This is a genomic window from Amycolatopsis sp. NPDC041971, assembly GCF_055588925.1.
Window position 1 is genome coordinate 15,352 of record NZ_JBVJCE010000027.1, and the last position, 21,135, is coordinate 36,486.

At 65.2% G+C, this 21,135-nt stretch carries 24 protein-coding genes and 1 pseudogene; 15 read left to right on the forward strand and 10 right to left on the reverse strand.

The annotated features are described in order from the left end of the window. Positions 1–35 precede the first annotated feature (35 nt). Both ACZ6DT_RS37430 and ACZ6DT_RS37435 read right to left on the reverse strand, forming a co-directional pair. Entirely contained in the window at positions 36–1,055 is a 1,020-nt protein-coding gene (locus tag ACZ6DT_RS37430) for a hypothetical protein (RefSeq protein WP_465604092.1), read from the reverse strand. Then, entirely contained in the window at positions 1,049–1,615 is a 567-nt protein-coding gene (locus ACZ6DT_RS37435) for a hypothetical protein (protein ID WP_465604094.1), read from the reverse strand. The genes ACZ6DT_RS37430 and ACZ6DT_RS37435 overlap by 7 nt, the downstream gene beginning before the upstream one ends. 219 nt (positions 1,616–1,834) lie before the next feature. Between ACZ6DT_RS37435 and ACZ6DT_RS37440 the strand changes: the two genes are divergently transcribed. After that, on the forward strand, positions 1,835–2,485 hold the full coding sequence (locus ACZ6DT_RS37440) for a prepilin peptidase (protein WP_465604096.1): 651 nt from the start codon (positions 1,835–1,837) through the stop codon (positions 2,483–2,485). A gap of 356 nt (positions 2,486–2,841) precedes the next feature. Here the strand turns inward: ACZ6DT_RS37440 and ACZ6DT_RS37445 are convergent, their stop codons facing one another. Then, positions 2,842–3,201, reverse strand: a complete 360-nt coding sequence (locus ACZ6DT_RS37445) for a DUF6355 family natural product biosynthesis protein (RefSeq protein ID WP_465604097.1) — start codon at positions 3,199–3,201, stop codon at positions 2,842–2,844. Positions 3,202–3,532: 331 nt separating this feature from the next. After that, entirely contained in the window at positions 3,533–5,785 is a 2,253-nt protein-coding gene (locus ACZ6DT_RS37450; protein WP_465604099.1) for a transcriptional regulator, read from the reverse strand. Positions 5,786–6,060: 275 nt separating this feature from the next. Here ACZ6DT_RS37450 and ACZ6DT_RS37455 point away from each other — a divergent pair, with 275 nt between their 5' ends. The 5 genes from ACZ6DT_RS37455 to ACZ6DT_RS37475 all read left to right on the forward strand — a co-directional run bounded on the left by ACZ6DT_RS37455 (position 6,061) and on the right by ACZ6DT_RS37475 (position 9,928). After that, entirely contained in the window at positions 6,061–6,516 is a 456-nt protein-coding gene (locus ACZ6DT_RS37455) for a helix-turn-helix domain-containing protein (protein ID WP_465604101.1), read from the forward strand. A gap of 187 nt (positions 6,517–6,703) precedes the next feature. Beyond that, positions 6,704–7,147 carry a hypothetical protein gene (locus ACZ6DT_RS37460; protein ID WP_465604102.1) on the forward strand — a complete coding sequence of 148 codons (444 nt, stop codon included), beginning with the start codon at positions 6,704–6,706 and terminating at the stop codon, positions 7,145–7,147. Beyond that, positions 7,144–8,268 carry an MAB_1171c family putative transporter gene (locus ACZ6DT_RS37465; protein WP_465604104.1) on the forward strand — a complete coding sequence of 375 codons (1,125 nt, stop codon included), beginning with the start codon at positions 7,144–7,146 and terminating at the stop codon, positions 8,266–8,268. The genes ACZ6DT_RS37460 and ACZ6DT_RS37465 overlap by 4 nt, the downstream gene beginning before the upstream one ends. After that, entirely contained in the window at positions 8,265–8,714 is a 450-nt protein-coding gene (locus tag ACZ6DT_RS37470; RefSeq protein ID WP_465604106.1) for a nitroreductase family deazaflavin-dependent oxidoreductase, read from the forward strand. Before ACZ6DT_RS37465 ends, ACZ6DT_RS37470 begins: the two co-directional genes overlap by 4 nt. A 5-nt stretch (positions 8,715–8,719) precedes the next feature. Beyond that, positions 8,720–9,928, forward strand: a complete 1,209-nt coding sequence (locus ACZ6DT_RS37475; RefSeq protein WP_465604108.1) for an amidohydrolase family protein — start codon at positions 8,720–8,722, stop codon at positions 9,926–9,928. A 46-nt stretch (positions 9,929–9,974) separates the two neighbouring features. Here ACZ6DT_RS37475 and ACZ6DT_RS37480 read toward each other — a convergent pair whose 3' ends face one another. From ACZ6DT_RS37480 to ACZ6DT_RS37505, 6 genes and pseudogenes are all read right to left on the reverse strand, one after another. Next, the gene (locus tag ACZ6DT_RS37480; protein WP_465604110.1) at positions 9,975–10,529 is read right to left on the reverse strand and encodes an NUDIX domain-containing protein; all 555 of its coding nucleotides are present in this window, start codon (positions 10,527–10,529) and stop codon (positions 9,975–9,977) included. Positions 10,530–10,854: 325 nt separating this feature from the next. Beyond that, on the reverse strand, positions 10,855–11,685 hold the full coding sequence (locus ACZ6DT_RS37485) for a phosphotransferase (protein ID WP_465604112.1): 831 nt from the start codon (positions 11,683–11,685) through the stop codon (positions 10,855–10,857). A 73-nt stretch (positions 11,686–11,758) separates the two neighbouring features. Continuing rightward, positions 11,759–12,691, reverse strand: coding sequence for an XRE family transcriptional regulator (locus ACZ6DT_RS37490; protein ID WP_465604251.1), 933 nt, complete (start codon positions 12,689–12,691; stop codon positions 11,759–11,761). A gap of 210 nt (positions 12,692–12,901) precedes the next feature. Beyond that, positions 12,902–13,075: pseudogene (locus ACZ6DT_RS37495) on the reverse strand (helix-turn-helix domain-containing protein); the annotation flags it as partial. Between the two features lie 83 nt (positions 13,076–13,158). Then, positions 13,159–13,521, reverse strand: a complete 363-nt coding sequence (locus tag ACZ6DT_RS37500) for a hypothetical protein (RefSeq protein ID WP_465604114.1) — start codon at positions 13,519–13,521, stop codon at positions 13,159–13,161. 14 nt (positions 13,522–13,535) lie between these two features. Then, complete coding sequence (locus ACZ6DT_RS37505; protein WP_465604115.1) at positions 13,536–14,819, reverse strand: helix-turn-helix domain-containing protein; 1,284 nt, start codon at positions 14,817–14,819, stop codon at positions 13,536–13,538. A gap of 396 nt (positions 14,820–15,215) precedes the next feature. On the opposite strand from ACZ6DT_RS37505, the gene ACZ6DT_RS37510 reads away from it, so the two are divergent. The 9 genes from ACZ6DT_RS37510 to ACZ6DT_RS37550 all read left to right on the forward strand — a co-directional run bounded on the left by ACZ6DT_RS37510 (position 15,216) and on the right by ACZ6DT_RS37550 (position 21,125). After that, positions 15,216–15,458 carry a hypothetical protein gene (locus tag ACZ6DT_RS37510; RefSeq protein WP_465604117.1) on the forward strand — a complete coding sequence of 81 codons (243 nt, stop codon included), beginning with the start codon at positions 15,216–15,218 and terminating at the stop codon, positions 15,456–15,458. Positions 15,459–16,248: 790 nt separating this feature from the next. Beyond that, positions 16,249–16,461, forward strand: a complete 213-nt coding sequence (locus ACZ6DT_RS37515; RefSeq protein WP_076155736.1) for a hypothetical protein — start codon at positions 16,249–16,251, stop codon at positions 16,459–16,461. Next, the gene (locus ACZ6DT_RS37520; protein ID WP_465604119.1) at positions 16,458–16,718 is read left to right on the forward strand and encodes a hypothetical protein; all 261 of its coding nucleotides are present in this window, start codon (positions 16,458–16,460) and stop codon (positions 16,716–16,718) included. Before ACZ6DT_RS37515 ends, ACZ6DT_RS37520 begins: the two co-directional genes overlap by 4 nt. A gap of 149 nt (positions 16,719–16,867) precedes the next feature. Further along, positions 16,868–17,350, forward strand: a complete 483-nt coding sequence (locus ACZ6DT_RS37525) for a hypothetical protein (protein ID WP_465604121.1) — start codon at positions 16,868–16,870, stop codon at positions 17,348–17,350. Then, positions 17,293–18,057 carry a 7-cyano-7-deazaguanine synthase QueC gene (queC, locus tag ACZ6DT_RS37530; protein ID WP_465604123.1) on the forward strand — a complete coding sequence of 255 codons (765 nt, stop codon included), beginning with the start codon at positions 17,293–17,295 and terminating at the stop codon, positions 18,055–18,057. The genes ACZ6DT_RS37525 and queC overlap by 58 nt, the downstream gene beginning before the upstream one ends. Positions 18,058–18,268: 211 nt before the next feature. After that, entirely contained in the window at positions 18,269–19,048 is a 780-nt protein-coding gene (locus ACZ6DT_RS37535) for a reverse transcriptase domain-containing protein (protein WP_465604125.1), read from the forward strand. 3 nt (positions 19,049–19,051) lie between these two features. Beyond that, positions 19,052–19,609 (forward strand): formylglycine-generating enzyme family protein, encoded by a 558-nt coding sequence (locus tag ACZ6DT_RS37540; protein ID WP_465604126.1) that lies wholly within the window; start codon positions 19,052–19,054, stop codon positions 19,607–19,609. Then, on the forward strand, positions 19,606–20,094 hold the full coding sequence (locus ACZ6DT_RS37545) for a DUF6884 domain-containing protein (RefSeq protein ID WP_465604128.1): 489 nt from the start codon (positions 19,606–19,608) through the stop codon (positions 20,092–20,094). The genes ACZ6DT_RS37540 and ACZ6DT_RS37545 overlap by 4 nt, the downstream gene beginning before the upstream one ends. Further along, positions 20,091–21,125, forward strand: a complete 1,035-nt coding sequence (locus tag ACZ6DT_RS37550) for a glycosyltransferase family 2 protein (RefSeq protein ID WP_465604130.1) — start codon at positions 20,091–20,093, stop codon at positions 21,123–21,125. Before ACZ6DT_RS37545 ends, ACZ6DT_RS37550 begins: the two co-directional genes overlap by 4 nt. The last annotated feature ends 10 nt before the right edge of the window (positions 21,126–21,135 follow it).

A 21,135-nucleotide genomic window follows, 5' to 3' on the forward strand; every position in this document is an offset into this window, starting at 1 on the left:
AGAAACTGGTGATTCAGTTGGGAACGTTGTCCGGGTTATCCGGTGCCCAAGGCTTGAGCTTCGGCGACCCGGAAGGACGCCGCCGCACTGGTGGTCAGGTCCGGGAACGTGCCCGACGCCCCGGCACCCGACCACGTGATCCGCCACGACACCGTCGCCACGGCAGGAAACCGCTCGCCCAGCGCACCGGCCGACGAACGCTGATAGGTGTGACCGCAATCGGGGGACGCCGCCCGCGGATCCCCGTAAGCGGGGAACGGTGTGCCCGGTCCAGCGCAGGACACGGTGCCGCCATCGCCCATCGCCCAGGACGCCGAGATCGGGGTCGCGGTCGCGGTGACCGACACCCCCGGAACCGAAGCCGTCGCCGACTGCGGCCGCCACATCCCACGGTCCAACCACAGCCACGTCGGCAGCCGCACCAGCTGGGTTCCGGCCGGGCTCGACGCGATCACCGGATCCGGCAACCGCAGCTGCGACCGCGCCTGCTCGGCCAACTCTTCTGGCGAGGGCAGCGGCGCGGCACCCGACGCCTGACCATCGGGAATCCACACCGGCGCCCGGTAGAGCGCGTCCCGCTGCCCCTGACCGGAACACTGATAGACGTACCACGCGCCGCCCGGACCCGGCGCCTGCGCCGACACCACATCTTGGAGCCGCGGACGGGCCAGCGACACGAACTGCACCCCACCAGGGCCCCCGCGGTGTCGGTTGAAGCGGATCGTCTGCACACCGTTCGCCGGTGGTTGGTAGTTACTGCGCACGTACGAGCAATCGGCTTGGTTGTCCTCACCACCCACGATCCGGTCGCCAGGTGGATGGGCTGGAGTGCCGGGTTTACCACCTTGTGATTTCGGCCCGCCGGGCCGCGGTGCCGGATTCGGTGTGGGCGCGCTGCGACCACGTTGTCCCGCGGCGAGCTCGCATCCGGCGTATGAGCTTCGGCCGCAGTCGACCTCGCCATACCAGTCGCCTGCCAGGGCGGGCGCGACGCTCGCGAAAGTCGCAGCGGAGGTCAGGATGGCCAGGGTGCCCAGTTGTCTGGCTGTCAGCATGTTCCGGTCCCTTCCACAGCGAACCGGGTCACCCGCCAGGAGCCGTCGACGGCCAGCTTCACCTCGGCGTTGATCAGGTGTTTGCCGCCGGGCTCGTTATCGGCGGGCTGGCCGTTGTCCGCGCGGTACTTCAACCAGTTACTGGCGTCCGAGCAGTCGCGGATCATGACGGTTTTCGGCGTGTCCTGGGGTTCGACGGACTGAACGACGGGGAGGTGGACCGGCTTTCCCTTGGTGATCAGGCCGTTGTAGTGGTCGGCGTACATCTGGCGCGACAGCACCGACAGCGCGTCGCCGGTGGCGTGGTCGGCCAGGCGGGGTGACTGCCAATCGGACGTGGTTGCCACAGCGGCGACGTCCTCCCACATACCGAGGTAGGCGGCAATGGACTTCTGCTTGGCGATGTCGGCGGACGGGGTGGCCGTGACGCTGGGGGCGGGTGGCGGTGCCAGCGTCGAAGAGATCGGGAGTGCACCGTTGTCCGAGCTGCAGGCGCTCATGCTCAAGCCGAGTCCGGTCGCGGCGACCAGGGCGAGGAGGGTGCGGTGGTGGTACGTCATTACGGTCCCCCGGTTCATCGACGATCGCAGGTCAGTGTGGGCGAGCCACACCGTGACGCTCACCGGCGTGGAGGTTGGCTCAGGACCGACTTTCGCGGTGCTGACGCTCCAGACGGCTGCCCTCGCGCGAAGTTCACCCATTGGTTTGAGAGCGGGTCGGGTTGGAGTCCTGGCGGGCAGGATGGCGTACAGGGTGATCACGCAAGATCCGGAGGAGTCGTGCAGCTGACGGCGAGCATCTGGTGGTGGTGGAGTGGTAGCGCTGCCGTCGGCCTGGTGCTCGGTGCGGCGGCGAGCGGGCTCACGCGCCGGTTCCTTCGACGTGAGCGGACACTGGCCGAGGCATGGTGGTTCGGCGCGGTGCTCACGGCCGCCGCCCTGGGGTTGCTGGGCTGGCGTGTGGGAGCGCGCGGAGAACTTGCCGTCTACGGGTTCGTGGCTGTGCTGGCGGTCCCCTTGGCGGTAATCGACTGGTGCGAACATCGGCTGCCCAGAGTATTGATGTGGCCGCAGCTTGCCGGTGCCATGCTGGGGTTCGCGGTGCTGTCTTTGGTCCGTCACGACCCGGCCTCGGGTGTTCGAGCGCTTGCCGCACTCGTCGCAGCGGGTGGGCTGTTCCTGACACTCGCCGTGGCCAGCGGCGGGGGTGTCGGTGCCGGCGACGTCAGCGCCGCCGCGGTAGTCGGTCTGGTGACGGGGTGGATCGGCTGGGCCCAGGTCGTCGGAGCGCTGCTGACGGCCTCGCTGCTCGCGTTGGTCATGGTCGCTGCGCTCGGCGTCCGAAGCCGTGATGGCGACGGCGCCACAGTGGCGCCGTTCGGGCCGTGTCTCCTGGCGGGCGCGTTGGTCATGGTGTTGACAAGCGGATAGAACGCCCCTCGCCAGGTCCGGTCGCTGCGTGGGTGTCTGGTGTGCCATCGTTCTCCCTCCTTCCTGATGACCCTCGTGGCAGGTGAGGTCTACCGGTTGGCGTGTTCGCGGTGGGGTTGCCGGGGTGGCGCTTGAGAGGAGGGGCGCCACCCCGGCAGTACTTCCGCCGGTCCCCGACGAAATCGACGGAAGTGCCTATGGTTGAGCGGCTAGTTGGAGTGGCGTGACGGGCCAAGCTGGGCGGCGAGCCTGGTCTCCCGCCACGCCGCGTCCGGGGGCCAGCTCCCCGGAGCGTCAGAGCTATCGCCGCCGATCAGCAAGTTCAGGGTCGGCGATGACGGCTCTGACGAGTTTGATCACGCCGGGCCGGAATAGCCCGGAATGCAGCGGGTGCCTCCGTTCCACCAGGCTCCGATCACCCGCCATTTGATGACCGGTTGGAGGTTGGTGGTCCCGGGGCCGACGCAGTAGTGGAAGATACTGCCCCAGATATCCTCGACGTCCAACATCACGGTGGAACCCGTCCCGCCGTCGCAGTGCCGGTACTTTCCCCAGCCGAGATACCCGCATCCCTCGCTGACGGTGACAGGGCCACGAGAGGCTGATTCTCTTGCTGTGACGGCGTTTGCCGTCGTGCCCGCTCCTGCGACGGCGAGCGCGGCCACAGCTCCGGCAAGGCCATATCGAATTGTCCGAGTTCGCAAAATAGCAGTCATGTTTTCAATCCTCAAATTCGATGGTCATTCGAACGGCGAGCTCTTCTGGAAGAATCAAAGGGTCTAATGCAACCTGAGAGGAACGTTCGAGTGGTTCTGCTAACTACTATCCACTGCGGCGAGTCGACTGGAAACCTTCCGGCGAGCACAAAGTTGTGCTCGTTTTGTGCCAATCTTGTCCTCTGTTTGTCATGGCCGAAATGATGTTCATTAAGTGCGTCGGCACGACTGGGGCAAGATAGGTAACCGAGCGCATTGCGCGGTGTTAAACAGACGAGCCCAGCCAGGTCAATGCCGGGCTGGGCTCGTGTCAACTGTCACGAAACTCGCTTCAGGGAAGAGCTTTTTGCTGCGCCAGCAAGGCGATACGGGCGCGGACGTCAGTTCCCTGGGGGTCGCGAAGGCCGTCGAGGATGTGCGCTGCTTGACTGTAGGCATCCCGAGCCGCAGCTATTTCTCCGAGTTCGGTGAATGTTTCAGCGCGGGCAACATGAGTTTGCGCTTGAGCCCAACAGTCGCGACCCGTGGGCCGGAGGGCAAGGGCGGCGTCAAATTCTGCCAGCGCGGGCCTGAGGGCATGCCGCTGGCGAAGCATGAGACCGCGATGGTGGTGCACAGATCCCAGCAGAGGTTTTGAGGCAAGTTCGCGCGCCAGAGCAAGTGCGGCCGCAGCGCTGATGTCCGCTCTCGTGGTGTCGCTCAGTCGCTGATGAACCGGGGCCGCCATACTCAGGGCGAGGACGGCTCCGAAAGTGCAGTCGGCCGACAAGAATAGCTGTTCCGCCCGGGCGAACGTGTCCCGCGCCTCCTCCAGGCGATTGAGCGCCGCGAATGCTGAAGCGGTGCCCAAGGTGGTCCAGGCGCGACATCCGTCGTCTGTGTCGTCGCAGTGCGCTTGGGCGGCCTGCTCGAAGCGGTCCAATGCTTCGTGATCGCGACCGAGTTCATGCAGAGCCCAGCCGAGATTTTGCAGGCAGCGTACGACCCCAGCGGGGTTTTCCGCGGCGCGGGCGGCATCCAGTCCGGCGGTGGCAAGCGTGAGCCACGCGGTCCAGTCTTTCGATAGATGGAAGTAAGGCAGGAAGGCAGTGGCTAGCTGCCACAGCGCGTCTCCCGCCGAGACACTGCGAGCAGAACGGACGAGGTTGATCACGGTAGCGGCTTCGGTCGCGCACCAGCTTATCGCGGCGTCATAGTCGCCGGTAAAAGTAGCTGGCCGGACACCGAAGTTCTCACGCGAGGGCGCCTGCCGGCCGAGCCATCCTGGCATGAGCGCCGCACTGGCCGCAGCCGCGGAGCTGGCGTACCAGCGGATGACACGGTCACGGGCGCGTTCAACTTCGGATAGTGGTTCGTCGACGAGCCCGTGCAGGTAGGCGTATGCCCGAGTCAGCGGGCTCATCCTGATCCGGCCCGCTGGCGTCTCCTCGATCAGATGGGCACGCCGCAGCGCCGAGAGTGCGTCACTGGCCGTCTCTTCGTCTACCGCGGCGAGCGCGGCGATACCGGCGGGAGCGATGTCGCGTACAGGACTGATACCCAGGAGCCTGAACAGTCGCGCGGACCGGGGCGGCAGTGCGAGGTACGAGAGATCGATGGTGCCATGGATGTTGACTTCTCGATCCGACGATGCGAAAACGTCGAGTACGCGATTTTCGTCGGTGAGTTCTGCGGCCAGACGTTGAAGCGTGGACGTGCGTGGCCGCGCGAGTTGCTCCGCTGCGATGGAGATAGCCATCGGGAGGCCACCGCAGGTCTCGACGACCAGGTCTGCGGAAACAGGATCCGCGTCCACGCGGGCGTCACTGGTTCGTTTCCGGAGCAGGGTCAGCGATTCTTGTTTGTTCAGCGGCGGCACGACGAGGCGAAGTCCACCGGTCTTCATCAGCAGGGCGTCTTGGTGTTCCCGGCTTGTGGTCAGAACGACGCTTCCTGCGCCTGGCAAAAGGTCTTTGACCTGCTCGTAGCTGCCGATGTTGTCGAGTACCACGATGGCCGGGCGCCGCGAGAGCAGTGATCGATAGTACGCGGCTTTATCCGGCAACGGCGCTTCCAGCTGTGCAGCATCGGCGCCCAGAGTGCGAAGAAAGCCGTCCAACGCCGACTTCGATGTGAGAGGTCGCCCCGGAGCTAGCCCCCGCAGGTCAGCGAAAAGGCAGCCTCCGGGATAGCCGTGGACTGCGCTCGCGGCCCACTGGACTGCCAGGGCCGTCTTGCCGACCCAGTACTCGCCCTCGATCGCGACCAGGACGGCCCCACCACGCTTCCCGACAGCCACGTCGATTCGCCGCAGCTGCTCAGCACGCCCTACGAAGTCTGGAACCGTGGCAGGCAACTGCATGGGGCGAATCGGAGCGTTTTCGCCGACCCTCTGCTGCTTTGCCAACCACTCAAGCTCACCCCCGGCGCTGAGGGCACGGTCGATCTCGCTCACCGCCACCGGCAGCAACGGACGCCAGCCGTGGAGCATCTTCGACAGGTAGCTGGCGCTGTAGCTCGTCATACCGGCCAGCTGGCCGAGCGTCACTCCCCGCTCGCGGCGCCATCTCTCGACCGCCGCCGCAAAACTGTTGATATTCCTCAAGGCGCCTCCCCGCGCTTCACTGCCTGCCGCCCCCACAATCGAGCGAGGCGGGCGCGTATTACTGGGCGGGGACCCGGGAGTCGGCCTGTGTTGCCACGATGCCGTTGATACGTTCGGACGATGTGCCCGCGAGGCACGTTCCCCGCACGAGCTCGTTCCGATATAGTGGAGTGATCAAGGTCGAGAGTACGTAAGAGTGGACCGCGAGTCAACCATTTCGGACAAGGGCGGCATGAGATCCGATATTCCGGACTGGCCGCACGGAGGGGCGCACGGTGTCCGAACCTGGCCACGACATGCACAGCGCATCGGGGAATGAGGCTGCTGGCGAGCCGTTCGCCGTGCTGCTGCGGCGCTTGATCGGTCTGAGGAAGCTCCCGGACGGCAGACCGTACACCGTCGCTGACGTGGACAAGGACCTCAACCGCGATCAGAAGCGGATCTCCAAGAGTCATTTGTACGGGCTGGTCAACGGCACCAGTGAACCAAGCCTGGAGGTCACCCAGACCCTTGCCGACTACTTCGGCGTGGAGCTGGAGTACTTCGGGAAGGGAACACGAGCACGCGCCCTGCAAAACCAGTACACGCTGCTGGAGAAGCTTTCACACGACGGCGTACAAGAAGTCGCGTTCCGCGCAAGCGAGCTCTCGGGCGACCAGCTGCGGAGCGTATTGGACTTCATTGAGTTCCAGACCAGCCGAAAGGACGACTCAGGTAACACGTCTGGGTGACGTCGAAGTCGCTTCCCCGATGTGACCTGGTCTTTCTGCGAGGATGCGGTCGGGTGATCAACAACGGACTGGGAGGGCCGTCGTGAGGAACCTTCCTTCAGTTGTCCGTCGCGAGTGGCGGGTGATGCGCTTGCGGCGAGATCTTCGTAGGCAGCTGGCCGCAGCGAAGATCGAGGGGCCGACGCCCATGACCGAGGTGTGCGAGCGCCTCGGTCGGTTGCGCGACAAGCCGATCCGGTTGATGTTGATGCCCATGGATGTGCCCGGTCCGTTCGGGCTGTGGTTGAGCACAGCCGCCGCGGACTTCATCGTGGTGCAGAGAGTCGGTACCACGTGGTTACACCGCGAGCACATCATCGCCCACGAGCTCGGGCATCTTCTCGCGGGTCATCCGACAGATACCGGTGACGACTCGGTGTGGCGGGAGCTCATGCCCGACATTCCCATCGAGATGATCCGTGGTGCGCTGGGGCGCACTACCTACGACAACAGGTTCGAGGAGGAAGCCGAAACTCTCGCCACCGTGCTGCTCGAGGCCACGGCGAAGGCGCAATCGGTCACTCTTCCCGGCTACTCGCCTCGTGCTCGCCGGGCACAGACGGCGCTGGGTGACCCGATCGATCTGCTATGAACTTGACCCAGTTCCTGATCCTCGTGCTGGCCTGGTTCCTGTATCGGCTGGCGAAGTCGCCGCGCAACCCGGCGTTGTGGGCTGTGGTCGCATGTATCGCCTTCCACCTGCTGGGGTCCACCACCGGCATCGTCTATTTGCGGGTGCTCTTCGGCGAACTGCCGGCCTCCAGCACCGTCAAGCTCGTCATGAACCTCGCCCTGAACATCTCGCGGTACGCGCTGATGCTGTTCTTCCTGCTGTCCGCGGGCGGAACCCGACGGCGCGCGCAGATCGAAGGCGCGGTGCTCGTCGTCGTGTGCGCCGCGATGACCACTGCCGTTCTCGTCCTGCCGCCGGGACTACGAGACAAGGCCTACCCGACCAGCGGCTCGCTCCCCCACACGATGTCCGCCCCCGGCGTCGCCCCCTTCTATCTCATCGGCGGCGCCTACACGATCTACGCCACGATCCAGACCGCCCGCTGGGCCCTGCGTTACGCCAACGAATCCCAGCACCGCGCCCGGCTCGGCCTCCGTATCGCTGCAGCAGGCCTCGGGTTCGCCGCAACGGCGACAGCGGCACGCACCGTTGTCACGATCGTGCGCTGGACCGGTCATCCCGGCTACGGCAGCGACCTCATGGCCGTCACCAACCGGCTGGTCCCCATCGGGACCTTCCTCTTCTTGGCCGGCGTGCTGTACGTCGGGCTCGCCGCACGACTGTCCGCCCTCCGTGTCTGGCTGCGACACCGGCGGACCTACCACGAGCTACGGCCGCTGTGGGAACCGCTCCACACAGCGTTCCCCGAGGGCCAGCTCGACCGCGCTCCCACCCACCGATGGTTCGACCGCATCAGCCCATGGCACATCGGCCACAAATATTGGCGACGCGTCATCGAGATTCGCGACGGTCTCCTCCAGATCAGCCCCCACCTGGTCGACCTCGGCTACGACGCAGGGCGCCCGGCCGAGCAGCAAGCAGACATGATCCGAAGAGCGGTCGAACGACAGCGGGCGGGAACGGCGCCCCGGGCCAGGACAGCCCTCACTGTCGCAGAACCCAGTACCACCAACATAAACGATGATGTGAACCAGCTCGTCCGACTCTCACAGGCCCTGGCCCAGAAAGGTAGTCCGTGACCACCCCACCGAAGACCGAGATCCGCGACCGCAACTCTTCAGCACTCAGCAAGATCCGCGCCGGCGAACCGAAACCATACGAGGAGAAGACCTATGTCCTGCGAGCACTGACCATTCCAGGCCGCTCAAGTGGACACCCTCGAACAGTTCCCATAGCCGTTGTACAACTCGACGGAACACGCTACATCTGCGCGCCCGACCGCGGGCGCGACTGGGTCCAGAACCTCATCGCAGCCAAGCACTGTGACCTCGAGGGCGACCCCGAACCACGGCACCAGGCCGACCTCGTCGACGACGAGGCTGCAGCAGGTGCCGTCCATGCCTACCTTGCGAAACTCGGGAAGCCTTCGACGATGTGGCCCTTCCCGAGCGCCGCCAGCCCCGAGGAGATCCACCGGCACCTCGGCAACATCGCCGTGTTCCGGCTCAAGCCGCGCACCCCGTGACCCCCATGGAACAGGCTGGTGACGGTCGGCAGCTGCTGATCACCGCGTCCCAGGTACTTCGTGGCCCTCGCGGTGAACAAATCAGTGATGGTGCCGTTCTCGTCGAGGCAGGCACCATTGTGGTGGTCGGCACCCGTCGCGCTGTTGAGCAGCAGGCCCAGCCCACCGCGGTCCACTTCGACTATCCCGGTTGCACGGTGCTGCCGGGATTGATCAATTGCCACGTCCACCTGGCCTTCGACGGCGGCCCTGACCTCGTCAGCACAGTACGTGAGACGCCCGACGATGTCTTACTCGACGGAATGGCCAAGCGGGCAAGACAACTGCTCTACTCCGGCGTGACCACCGTCCGGGACCTCGGCGACCGCGACGGGCTGGCCATCCACCTCCGCAACAGAGTGAACCGCGGCGAAGAGATCGGCCCACGAATCGTTGCCGCCGGCCCGCCGATCACACCACCACGAGGTCATTGCTGGTTTCTCGGCGGCGAAGCCGAAGGCGAACAACAGCTGCGGCAACGAGTGCAGCACAACGCCGACATGGGTGCCGACGTCATCAAAGTCATGGCCTCTGGCGGGCAGATCACCCCGAACTCGCCGCCGATGTGGCAAACCCAGTTCACAGAGAACGACCTGCAGATCGTCGTCGACCAATCCAGTCGCCTCGGGCTCCCCGTCGCCGCACACGCACACGGCACTCACGCGATCCAGGCAGCGGTCAACGCTGGCGTCGCCACGATCGAGCACTGCACGTGGCTACAGGACGGCGGAGGCGGCTACGACACCCAGGACGCTGTGGCACGCACGATGGCCGAGCGCGGCATCTACGCCTGCGTTGCATGGCCTCCCGACTGGCAAGGTTTCATGGCGCGACTAGGAGCTGAAAGAGCCGACATGGTCGTCAACAGGTTCCAATGGATGGCCCGAGTTGGCATACCCCTCATCCCCGGGACCGACGCAGGCCTACCTCGCTCAGGCTTCACCGACTTCGCCGAGGCACTCAAGCTCTACACTCACGTCGGCTACACAGCAGACCAGGTCATCGAAATGGCCACTACAACCAGCGCGCAGGCCCTCGGCCTAAACCGTGTCGGTCAGCTCGCAGCAGGCCACAGCGCTGACATCCTGATCGTCGAGGGCGACCCGACGACCAACCTCGACTCCTTGAGTCAGCGTCAGGAAATACTGATACACGGCGTTCCAACGATGAAATAGGGAACCCAACCAAAAACAGTCTACCTTTGCCGTAGCACCCGAAGCCTTACACAGTTCGACCAAATTCAGCGTATTGCGCTGAACCGTTTACAAGCGCTCGATGCGCTACTTCAACTCGGCGAACCATCGACGGACGAAGACGTTGCTTGGCGGCATCAGCGTAAAGGAACTCAAAGTGGCCAACCTCGTCGGCCGCTGGCCGAATCGCCAGAATTTGTTCATCGCTCAGGACGCCACCGTCGAAGATGAGCTGGATGCTGTCACGCCAGACTCCATGAGTCGGCATCCAGTCGATGAGCAGTAGTCCGCCGATCTGCAGATTAATTCCGAGTTCTTCACGAACCTCGCGATAGCAAGCGGCTCGCGGCGATTCCTCATCCTCGGTCAGACCCCCGGGAATATCGAGGAATGGCTTGTAGGTCGGCGAGATGAAGAGCACACGTCCCGCATCGTCACGAATGAGCACGCCTGCGGCCACATTCTTTCGAGGCAGACGCCCCGCAATACCGGGGTTGAACTCGATCTCCGGGTCGCCTTCGGCCTGCAAGTCACGCCCGAAGACTGCGTGATCACCGCAGTGGTTTGGCTGCTCATGCCTCAAGGTGCCTCACTTGGTAGGAGCGGGGCCACCGTGTCGGTCAACTCGCGCACAGGTCGCAGCTGCCGGCGCCCCTTCAGGCTGGCTGAGCAAGTCGCGAACGATGTGATGTGAGCGCTTCGAGTCGGCGACCGCAGCGGCTTCGGCCGCCATCGTGCCACAGTGAGCGCATTGCTCCACATCCTGTTCGAGCAGCGCCGCTGCGGCTCGATGCTCAGCAGCGAAGTCCCACGGGTCCCGGAGGTACGGTTCCACCTCTCGAACATTTCCTAGCCATGCCAAGCATCCGATCATTTAATCGAAGGGATTCAAACACTGCGACAACTTTTCAAAATGCCGACCATGTCCATGGGCGATCAATTTTACCCATCAGACAAGATACTCGATAACGCGCTTGCTCAGCAGCTCTTGAGCTCGCGCTGGCTTTCCCCAGAACAAAAGCAGTCCAGCGCAATTCTCTAATTGTAGCGAGAGTGCGATATCCTGTCCAGACTGTCATATCATAGCCACCGTAAGCAGCGACGAAAGCGTGGTAATCAGCCTCGGCGATCCGCGCGAAGTCCGTGTAGTCGACTGCCAGAGAGACAAGGTCCCATTCGCGAGGCCCGACTCCTAGTTGGTCGAGATCCAGCAACACCGGGTCCCCACCTGCCATAGGGACGACGACGTTGCCCTGCCAGGCGTCCCCGTGTATGACCGTGAGAGGAACGCTCGGTGCCAGCTCCCGATAATCCAAGCTTAGTTGTTCGACCAGGCCTTTAAGCCACGCTCGATCTTCGTCCAGCAAAACGAATCCATCGTCAATGGAGGCACCCAGACTGTCGAGTGGATCCACGGTGGGAAGAGACAGCTCCTCAGGTACGGCCAAGTTGTGGAGCTGCTTCAGTGTTGAGCCGAGTTCGGCTGGGGTGGCGTGGCGGTGCTCCGGTAGTTCGACCCACCACGTGACAGGTCGATCTCCAACGACAGTGGGCTGTTCGATGTTGTCAACGGTGCAGACAACGGTAATGCCAGCTTCGGCAAGCCAGCGCGAAGCTTGGATCTGACGTTCCGCGACAAGTTGGGAGCCAGGCGGCCCGATCCGGGCGACGACACCGCCAGCCAGTCGGTAGAGGACGTTCGTTCCGTCACGGATCAGAGTTGCTCCGGCCGTCGCCACGCCTGCTCGTTCACCGGCCACCTTCAGAATAGTCCGCGAGTTTCGCGTTGACAGAAGCCGGCGCTTGGGCGCATCAGACATCAGAAGAACCGGATGCTATGAGTTCTGAAAGGTCGACCACGTCGGGTAGCGCATGATGCCGTTTGCATGCCCGGGCCAGTTTGACTAGTTCCGCGTCCATCCGGCGAGAATGCAACATCGTGGCGTCGTCGAAGGCTTGTCGACCGACGAGGACGGCTTCGCGGGGATCTCCGACGGCCATGTGCAAGGTAGCCAGGCGCGCCCTGGAGAACGCTCGCGAGCGTGGATAGGCGTCGCTGTGCAGTCCAATCGCAGAGGCAAGTCGTTCGGCGGCGTCCCCCGGCTGCTCTTCCGCCATGGCGAGCGGTGTAAGTGCTCGCGCGGTGCTGCCCGCGTGTTCGGCTTCGTCGTAGTAGACCAGCCAAGGCGGATCGGACTCCGGCTGCCGTTGCTCAAGGAACGAGTCCGCGCGGTCCACGTCAGCTCGCGCTTCGAGGTGGCGGCCCAGCAGCGCCAACAACCGGGCCCGGACTACGCCGATCATGGCACGTGCTGTAGCGGTCAACCGATCAGTTCGCACGTGAGCGAACTCGATCAAGGACAATGCTTCGTCCAGGTTGTCGAGATACATGGCTTGGCGTGCCATGTCGGCGAGAGTCGCGGCACGTAATTCCCACGAGCCGCCCTGTTCGGCGCACCATAGACCGAAGCGAAAGCATCGAGCCGCTGCGTCGTGGTCTCCGACGTCGAAAGCCGAGAACGCCACCACTCCTGCAAGGTTCCCGACGGCCTCGAGCATGCCCGCTTCGACGGCTCGGCTGGCGCGTGCGCTCAACAGGTTGCCGGCCCATCGCAGATGAGCGGCTCCAGCCTCACCGGCCATGCCGCCGCCATAGAGGTTCTCGCTGGCGGCCAGGCTGCTGGTCATTAACTTGACCTGCTCGACGTCGGTCCATCCGATCTGCCGCGGCGGCTTCACTGTCAAGGTGAGCGACTTGAGGAACTCTGTGGGCGCCGAACTTATGTTGAGGCTTCCAGCGTGGTCATACGCGACTGAAGTAGCAGAGGTATGCGAACTCGCCATTGGCGAGGACTCTTGGACTCGCCCCTGTCCACCTGCCCTGCGACCGGCTGCAACAAGGTCCTGCGAACCGTGAGCTGGAGCTTGCCCAAGAAGTGCGTTCAGCTCGTCAAGCGAGACAGCCAGCGCTTTCGCGATTCGCGGACGCCGCCACGACTGAGGCGTCATTACGCCCCGTTCCCACCGCCCAACGGTGGAGAACTCCACTCCGGCCGCCTCACCGAAGCTCTCCTGAGTAAAGCCCATCGCCTCACGTCGAGCCGCAAACGCCTCCCGGTTGGAACCCATACTGCCTACCTCGCTGCCTGATTCAGCCACCAGCCTGGTTGGCGAGTAAGCCACGCCGAATGTCTGCCCATGCTGTCAAATGCTCAAGCGTGTTGTTCGATGCGTTCAAAGATCTCGATATCCGTTGCCTTCTGCCAGTCGGGCAGGTCGCCCCAGTCCGCTACGTAGGACGGCTTCGGGTTGGGGAAGTGCTTGTAAATCTGGCCGATCCAGCACAGTGCGACGAAGCGCCCTTTCTGGTCCGGGGTGAGTTTGGCGGTGGCGCCGCCGGTGGCCTCGATGAAGGCGAGGACTTGGTCGTACACGGCGGTCGCGGCGTCGCGTTCCCAGTCCGGTGTCTCGTCCCACGGGGTGATGTAGCCGGGCTTGGGTTCGCCGGGATAGTGCTTGGTGACTCCGGCGATCCAGGCCTCACGGAACACACGGCCACGGTCATTCTGCTGCATCCTGTTGTCCTCCATCATGTGGCGCGATTGCCAACGAGTTCGGTGATCTCGACGTCGAGTTGCTGGATCTGCTGGTGGGTGAGCAAGGGAGCCAGATTCAGCTGAAGGCCGCGTAGCTTGCGGGCAATGACTCCGGAGCCGGTGTGGCGGGCGGTAGCCAGGGCGGCGTTGACGTAGGTAGCGACCCGGTCAGGATCGCGCCGGTGTACTCCGATCATCGCCAGGTCGGTGAGAACGCCGGCTTTGCGGCGGGCGGTCAGGTCACCGGCCAGCGCATCGGTCAGGGCGGCCTCGGCTAGGTCGTAGCGGCCCAAGGTGACGTAGCAGGTGCCGCGTTCCTCGGCCAGGCGGGAGCCGTCGAATCGGAGCCAACCACCGTTGTGGACCGGGCCCTTCATGTGCTGGACCTCGGCGGCCGTATCGAGTGCACGTTGGCAGGCATCGAGGTCACCGAGACCGGCCAAAGTCTCTGCTTGCACTGCGGCGATCCATTGTCGGGTCGAGAGGGCAGGGTCGCCGCGGCGGGCCAGGTTGGAGGCCAGCTCGAGCAGCGGTATGGCCTCGGCGAACCGTCGCTCGTATACCGCGATGAAGGCGTGTCTGGTTAACGCGCAGGCCCAGAGGTCGCACGTGGTGGCTTCCCTGCCCGCTGTCGCCGCCAGGGTGTAGCAGTGGGCGGCTTCGGTGTACCTGTCGCCGTCAAAGGAGATCTCTCCAGCCAGTTGGTACAAGTCCGCGGTCAGTTCGCACAGCTGCCGTCGAACTCCTGGTGTTTGTGGTCGACGTAGAGAGTCGGTAAGCACGTCAAGCTGGGTTCGAACCAGTGGCAGTACCTGCGCCTTGGTCGGTGACAGCGCGAACACACGCCACAGGTAAGAGTTGAATTGGGCGAACTCCGCGGCACTGGCGGCGTCCACCCTGCCGGTGTATGCCGCTACGGTAAGTCGGTCGACATCGCCGGCAACTGCCTCGTCAGCAGGCAGCGCGAGCAACGCGCCCGTCACGCTGAACAAGCGCAGCAGGTCTCGACGCTTCATGTCGTCGGCCTCCGCAGGGTGGGGGTGGACGACATCCACGGTAGGAGCCTGCCGGGGCGGCGTGAGCAAGGCCCCCAACTCGGCGAGGCTCACGTTGAGCGCCTTGGCGATACGTGAGCGGCGGTAAGGATGTGGGGTCAGGTCGCCCCGTTCCCAGCGTCCGACGGTGGAGAACTCCACTCCCACCGCCAACCCGAAGCTTTCCTGGGTGTAGCCCATCTGCTCGCGCCGGTCGGCGAAGGCATCTCGCCGGTCACCCATGAACATCACCTCGCCCGTTGGTCACCTGCCACGATAGCCAGCTATCGGTCAAGGCTGATCACCCTTTAGATAAGCTGCACCCGTTCGGACTACGAACCCCGAAGAGGCGTTTGCGCAGGTCAGACCCAGTGACGCCTCATGGGCGCCTCATAGCCGCCTCATGATCGCCTCGTTGACGCTCTGGCTGTTGTTGATCACCGAGCGTTGACTGGCTTCGCTCCGATCCGGACGAGCGCCCGCCGCACAGGGTGGACACAACACAGCCGTTGGTCTGCGGATGAGGACTTTGCGCGCCGAGCAGCCCAAGCAGGGACGCCCCACGGTGGCCTGCGTGTTCGACGAGCCGGAATCGGTAAGCACCAGCACCCACCCAACCTGTGCAGAGGAGTCGATTCCATGCCCGACCCGCACGATGCCGTCACTACGGCTCAGCTTCACACCGTCAGCGGCATCGACTATGCCGACGTGTTCACCGCCGCTGCCGCGTGGTTCGCCGCGCCGGCCCAAGCCGACGTGGCGATATGGAGCCTTGAGCTCGACCAGCAAGGTCGGCTGTATATCGAGTCCGACGAACGTCTCTATCTCGAAATCTATTATCAGCGCTTTGACAAACCGCGCCTCCTACGGGGGACGCACTGAGATGGGCGACAAGCGCGCCGGTGCTGGTTTTCGTCCGCCAAGCACAGCAGCGCTTCGAAATTTGGGCAGGTCAGCGTTGGCAACGATCTATGAACGCCGCATCCACGCCACATAGCCGCTCTGGACCGGGACCTGTTGCAGACGTTTAGCTAATTGACGCCTACGGACCGCTGCTACACCGGACCAGGACCGACTGGCCACCGTGAGGCTTACGAGAACGCTTTGACAACCTGCGCGGACACAATCCGACGCAATAAATCACATAGGGACTCGCTGACTATTGGAGTAATTATGCTCTTCCAGCGATTCGTGGCGCAACGCGCGTCACGATACCCAAAGACTCAGCTCGCTGTGCCGTGTTTGTTCGTGCAGCCGGTGTGTCGACGGGAATGGAGTAGGGACTCCGCACGAGGTGGTGCCGCATGACGAACACCGGACCCTGGTCCATCGCGTGCCGTGACGTGACCGGCTGTGAACGGACGCTGTGTGTGGCCGTGCCCGACTCGGAAGTCGTGATCGTGGCATCCCCAGAAGAGAGCGCGATCTTCGACTACGGGGCCGCCGCGAAGTCCCGCTCTGCCGTTATGAATGCCGCCGAGGTGGCGGCCACACCCGCGCCAGCCCTACCTGGCGCCGTCACGACGACGGACACGACGAGCACGGCGGAGCAGAACCCTGGCAGTCTTCCCCCAACCGCCGAGGACCGCCCTGCTCTGTCACCATGTCGCGGCGGGACCACGACCCCGATATCTGGTCCCGCCGCGATCCCCGCCGCCAGAGGTGAGGGCGCATGATCCCCTTGAGCATCACGGCCAGTGCCGCGCTGACGTTTATCTGTTGCCTGCTGCGGATGGCGTGGCGGCGACGGCAGCAAGCCGAGTCCGCCTACGCAGGTTCGCACCGCCGCGCACCGCGCCAGCCCCCCAACCGAGTCCTGCGGTACGCGATCGCGACCGCCGGGACCCACGGCCTCGGCTTGATCAGGAAGGCCGAAGGCCCATGAGGCGGCCATGTCACACCGTGCCCGCCGCCGCCTTGCTTCGTCGGCTGGGTTGGCAGCACCGCAGGGTCGACTGCCGCGACGGCGACGGCCATCGGTCCGCGCTGCACCTACGGCGGCGTACTTCCGCGGACGTCGAGATCGAGCTGCCGGGCGGGCGACTCGCCCGGTTGACCAACGTCGAGGCCGGGCAGCTCCGTGCGGCACTGCGCGACGTCCTGCTCGCGGATCAACCGTCGCACCGGGCAGGAGCTGTCTAGCCCGACCACGCGGGTCAGGCTGGCTTTCCCATGGCGCCTTATCGGCTGAGCACGTCCGCGACACCGACTGCGGCCGGGCGGGAGCGGTTACCACGACGCCTCCCGTTCGGCCGCGCCCAACGCCCAACTCTCTCGAGGAGGAACGAATCATGACCGCCGTCATCGACGCCCCACCCGCCCAGCTCGAGCAGCAACCAGGCCAACGGGTGCGGAACTACCTCGACGTATTCGCGTGGCCAACCACCATCGACAGCGTCTCCGGCGACGTCTACCTCCAGCTCGGTACCACCGTCGACGCGCTCATTATGCGCGCCGGGTCCGGCGCGGAGGTCAACAACTTCCTTACGCGGCACATGTTGCGTGTGCCCATCATCGTGGTTCCAGGGGATCCCAGCGACTGGATTTTCCTTACCCAGCCGCGCACGACCATGCGCATGTCGTCGTGGGGTGATTTGGTGCGCACTCAGATCGGGTGGAAACGGAACGGCGACACTGTTCTGCTTCCCGCCTCGGACAACGTGAAGGAGGGCGTCCGGTGGCTTGAGCGGCCACAGCCGCACATGACCCTTCCGCCGTGGACCACAGTGGCCGACGCTGCCCGCTGGGCGTCCTCGCCGTGCGAGACGTGGTGAGCGTGCCGATCAGCTCGCCTGCTCACCGGCACCCGCGACACGCCATTGTGATCGCCTCCGGCGGGCTGGACTCCACTGTACTGGCGTACTGGCTAGCCGCGCGCGGGGCAGAGCTCTCGCTCCTGTCCTTCGACTATGGCCAACGGCACCGGGTCGAACTGGAGCACGCGGCTGAGATCGCGCGGCTGCTTGACTGTCCACACGAGATCGTTAACCTGGCGGTACTTGGCCAGCTGCTGGCTGGTTCCGCCCTGACCGACGCCGACGTGCCGGTGCCTGACGGCCACTACACCAACGAGTCGATGCGGGCGACGATCGTCCCTAACCGCAACGCGATCATGCTCGACATCGCGGTCTCGCTAGCCGTTGTCCGCAAGGCCGACGTGGTCGCGTTCGGCGCCCACGCGGGTGACCACGCCATCTACCCGGACTGCCGCCCGGAGTTCGTCGAGCGGTACGCCTGGTCGGCCCGCGTCGCCAACGAGGGACTTCTGGACGACGATTTCGAGATCCTCGCCCCGTTCATCACCCAAAGCAAGACCGACATCGTCCGTCTCGGCGCGGCATTCCGCGTGCCGTTCGAGAAAACGTGGTCGTGCTACCGGGGCGGGACGACGCACTGCGGCACGTGCGGGACCTGCACCGAACGCAAGGAAGCGTTCCAGCAGAACGGCATCCCCGACCCCACCAACTACGGCAGCGCGTGAGGAGATGACGATGGCGGACGCGGAGTTCGGATCACCGGCAGGGCCTGGGCGGGGCCGTCGTTCCCAGCGCCACAGCTCGCGCGTGTCGGGTAGCGAGCCGGTACAGCGTGGCGAGGGGATCGTTCCTGCCGCCCAAGCACCCAGCACGGTAGCGCACCCGGACGCAACCGCGCCAGCGTCCCCGGCCTCCGGACCGCAATCGCACTCACTGATGCCGCTTCTGTCCGAGCCGCGTCTGCGCCGCGCGTTGCGCCAGTGCGGCAGGCGGGCCTCCACCCCCGGTGCCGACGGCATGACCTGGGGGCGGCTACGCAGCGAGGCCCACGTGCTGCTGCCGCAACTGGCCCTCGAACTCGCCGAGGGCACCTGGCGACCCGGACCGGTCCGGGAGGTGCAGCTGCCCACCTATACCGGCAAACAGATGCACACCTTCATCCCCACCGTGCGGGACCGCCTGGTGCACCGCGCGCTGCGCAATGCGCTGGAGCCAGTGCTGGAAGCGAGCGCCTTCCACGACTGGGTCTCGGGATTCCGCCCACGCCGAAATCGCATCACCTCGTTGCGACAGGCTGCAATGCATTATCAGGCCGGATTCCGGTGGATCGCCGATCTCGACGTCGCGTCGGTGTCCGAGGGCGCGACGATCGACGAGGTCATCGACTGGCATGCCGAGCACATCCACGACGGCACTTTCCTGGCTCTTCTGCGTACGGCGCTCTCCGCGATGCCGAGCCCGATCGCGGCGGGCTCAGGCCTGGCACCCTTGCTGATCAACCTTCGCTTGTCCCAAGTGGACACACAACTTCCGCAGCTTCGGGTCGTCCGCTTCGCCGACAACTATGCCGCCTTCGCCCCGGACCGCGAGGAAGCACACGGGGCCTTCGACACCATCAGCGACGCGCTCTTGCGGCTTCGGCTACGTCCCAACGAGCGCAAGAGCCGCATCCGGAACGACGCCAACGTCGAAGACCTGTTCCTGATCGGCGGCTGAGGCATGCACCTGGAATGGATCAAAATCGCCGGCGGAGTCTGCGCGTACGGGGATGCCGGACGTCCCGTCAAGGTCCCGACCCTGTTGTGGACACGCACCCCGGTCGCCTACGGACACCTGCCGAGCGACCGCCCTGGTCTCGGGCCGCGGTACCCCGTCACCGAGATCAGCCACGGCGAGGCGACCCAGATCGCCAGTCGCTTGGGCGGCCGGTTGCCGCGCTCGGCGGAATGGGAGTGGATGGCTGCCGGACCCGGCCGCCGTCGCTGGCCGTGGGGCGCCGCACCCTGGCAACCAGCGTTCGCGAACCTGCGTGACTCTCTGCACGACACGGTCACCCCGGTCGACACACATCCCGCCGGGGCCACACCCGAGGGCATGCTCGATGTCGCGGGCAACGTGTGGGAATGGACCTCCAGCACCGCGATGAGCGACGGCGTCGTCATCCGAGGTGGTTCCTACGCCTCGCCACCTCTGTATGCGCAATGCACGTTCCTCAACGCCGCCCCCGCTGAATTGCGCTCGCGTGGCATCGGCATGCGGGTGGTGCGCGAGCTATGACTCTCCAGCCACCCCCTACTCGCGTCCTCACACCCAGCCAAGGGCTGATCATCCTCAACTGTTCACGGCGGAAGCTTGTCACCGCCGCGCCGGTCGCGGCGCTCGACCTCTACCAGGGCGGGTGCGTCCCGAGCGCGCGAGAACATTTCGCCGCTGATCCCGCTCGCCGAGCGCGGATCCGGATCCTGTCCGGCGCCCATGGCCTGCTGCGACCTGAGACCCCGATCAGCACTTACGACCACCGGCTCACGACGCGGGCCGCTGCCGCGCGCCTGCACGAGCGGACGGTCGCCGCGCAACTGGACGCCGAGCTCGCCGAGACACCGTCGCTGCGGCACGTGCTGATCCTGGTCGAGCCGCTGTATCTGCACGCTCTCCAACGCGTGGTCGACCATCCCGCCCGATTCGGGCAGATCACGATCATCCCGGATCCGAGGGCATGGCACGACGTACTGCCGCACCTTCGGGACTGGGGGTGGGCGTGACCACGCTGCACGAGGAATTACTGCACCGCAACAACTTTCACACCAGCAGTACCCGAAGCTGGGAGGCCGTGTCGGGGATCGGCTGGCACGAGCCCACGCCGTCAGCTCTTCCGCTGGCCGCCGTGCGTACCCTCTCGGTCGTCATCCCGGCCCACAACGTCGGCTATTGCCTTTCCTCCGTGCTTGATGCCTTGGAAGGCCAGCACCACCGGTACAGGTTCGAGGTTGTCGTCGTCGACGACGCCAGTACCGACACCACAGCCGCCATCGCCGCCGTGCATCCGATCGTCACCACCGTCCTGCGGATCCCGGAACGCGCGGGCGCGGCCACCGCGCGCAACCTCGGCACCGCGCTCGCCCGCGGGCAAACCGTCCTCTATCTCGACGGCGACATGGTGCTGCCCCCGCACGTGATTACCGACATCGCCGCCCGCGCGACCGACACCACGGTGCTCGTCGGGTTCCGCCACAACCTCCCCTACGACCTGCACCAGGGCGGGCGCGGAGTGCTCGCCGAGCACCCGCACCTCGCCGCCGACCACCGGGTCGTCTGGCGGCCACCGGTCGGCCGACCGCTGCTCTACACCGGCATCACCCTGGACAAGCCCATCGACGGCCGCCCGCTGGATCACACCCGAGACTTCCTCGACCTCGGCTACGGCCGGCGCTATGTCGACTGGGACTTACCCCGCATGGTCGTCACCGCCCTGGTCGCCGTTCCCCGCACCGCCGTCCTCAACGTCGGAGGGTTCGACCCCGAATTCGGGCGGATCGGCTGGGGCATGGAAGACACCTACCTCGGCGCGTGCCTGATCGCGGCCGGGCTGCTGATCATCCCGCTTCGGCAGGCCGTCGGGTTCCACCTCGATCCCCCAGACGCCGAGCGGCAATGGCAACGCAAACTCGCCAGCTGGCCCGACACCCTCGCCCGCTACTGGGACCTCATGCGGCGGCCCGCCCCCACCAGCCGCTCCCAAGCATTCATGGCCGACATGACCGAGCTGCTGCACTCCTGCGAGGTACTGCGATGACCCCATCAAG

What these genes read in the sequence shown, in the direction of transcription:
- ACZ6DT_RS37445 (WP_465604097.1), bottom strand. Translation starts at nt 3,201, where the DNA reads ATGACTGCTATTTTGCGAACTCGGACAATTCGATATGGCCTTGCCGGA.
- ACZ6DT_RS37535 (WP_465604125.1), top strand. Translation starts at nt 18,269, where the DNA reads ATGCCGCTTCTGTCCGAGCCGCGTCTGCGCCGCGCGTTGCGCCAGTGC.
- ACZ6DT_RS37500 (WP_465604114.1), bottom strand. Translation starts at nt 13,521, where the DNA reads ATGCAGCAGAATGACCGTGGCCGTGTGTTCCGTGAGGCCTGGATCGCC.
- ACZ6DT_RS37505 (WP_465604115.1), bottom strand. Translation starts at nt 14,819, where the DNA reads ATGGGTGACCGGCGAGATGCCTTCGCCGACCGGCGCGAGCAGATGGGC.
- ACZ6DT_RS37460 (WP_465604102.1), top strand. Translation starts at nt 6,704, where the DNA reads ATGACCGAGGTGTGCGAGCGCCTCGGTCGGTTGCGCGACAAGCCGATC.
- ACZ6DT_RS37540 (WP_465604126.1), top strand. Translation starts at nt 19,052, where the DNA reads ATGCACCTGGAATGGATCAAAATCGCCGGCGGAGTCTGCGCGTACGGG.
- ACZ6DT_RS37545 (WP_465604128.1), top strand. Translation starts at nt 19,606, where the DNA reads ATGACTCTCCAGCCACCCCCTACTCGCGTCCTCACACCCAGCCAAGGG.
- ACZ6DT_RS37510 (WP_465604117.1), top strand. Translation starts at nt 15,216, where the DNA reads ATGCCCGACCCGCACGATGCCGTCACTACGGCTCAGCTTCACACCGTC.
- ACZ6DT_RS37475 (WP_465604108.1), top strand. Translation starts at nt 8,720, where the DNA reads ATGGAACAGGCTGGTGACGGTCGGCAGCTGCTGATCACCGCGTCCCAG.
- ACZ6DT_RS37435 (WP_465604094.1), bottom strand. Translation starts at nt 1,615, where the DNA reads ATGACGTACCACCACCGCACCCTCCTCGCCCTGGTCGCCGCGACCGGA.
- ACZ6DT_RS37430 (WP_465604092.1), bottom strand. Translation starts at nt 1,055, where the DNA reads ATGCTGACAGCCAGACAACTGGGCACCCTGGCCATCCTGACCTCCGCT.
- ACZ6DT_RS37515 (WP_076155736.1), top strand. Translation starts at nt 16,249, where the DNA reads ATGATCCCCTTGAGCATCACGGCCAGTGCCGCGCTGACGTTTATCTGT.
- ACZ6DT_RS37525 (WP_465604121.1), top strand. Translation starts at nt 16,868, where the DNA reads ATGACCGCCGTCATCGACGCCCCACCCGCCCAGCTCGAGCAGCAACCA.
- ACZ6DT_RS37465 (WP_465604104.1), top strand. Translation starts at nt 7,144, where the DNA reads ATGAACTTGACCCAGTTCCTGATCCTCGTGCTGGCCTGGTTCCTGTAT.
- ACZ6DT_RS37520 (WP_465604119.1), top strand. Translation starts at nt 16,458, where the DNA reads ATGAGGCGGCCATGTCACACCGTGCCCGCCGCCGCCTTGCTTCGTCGG.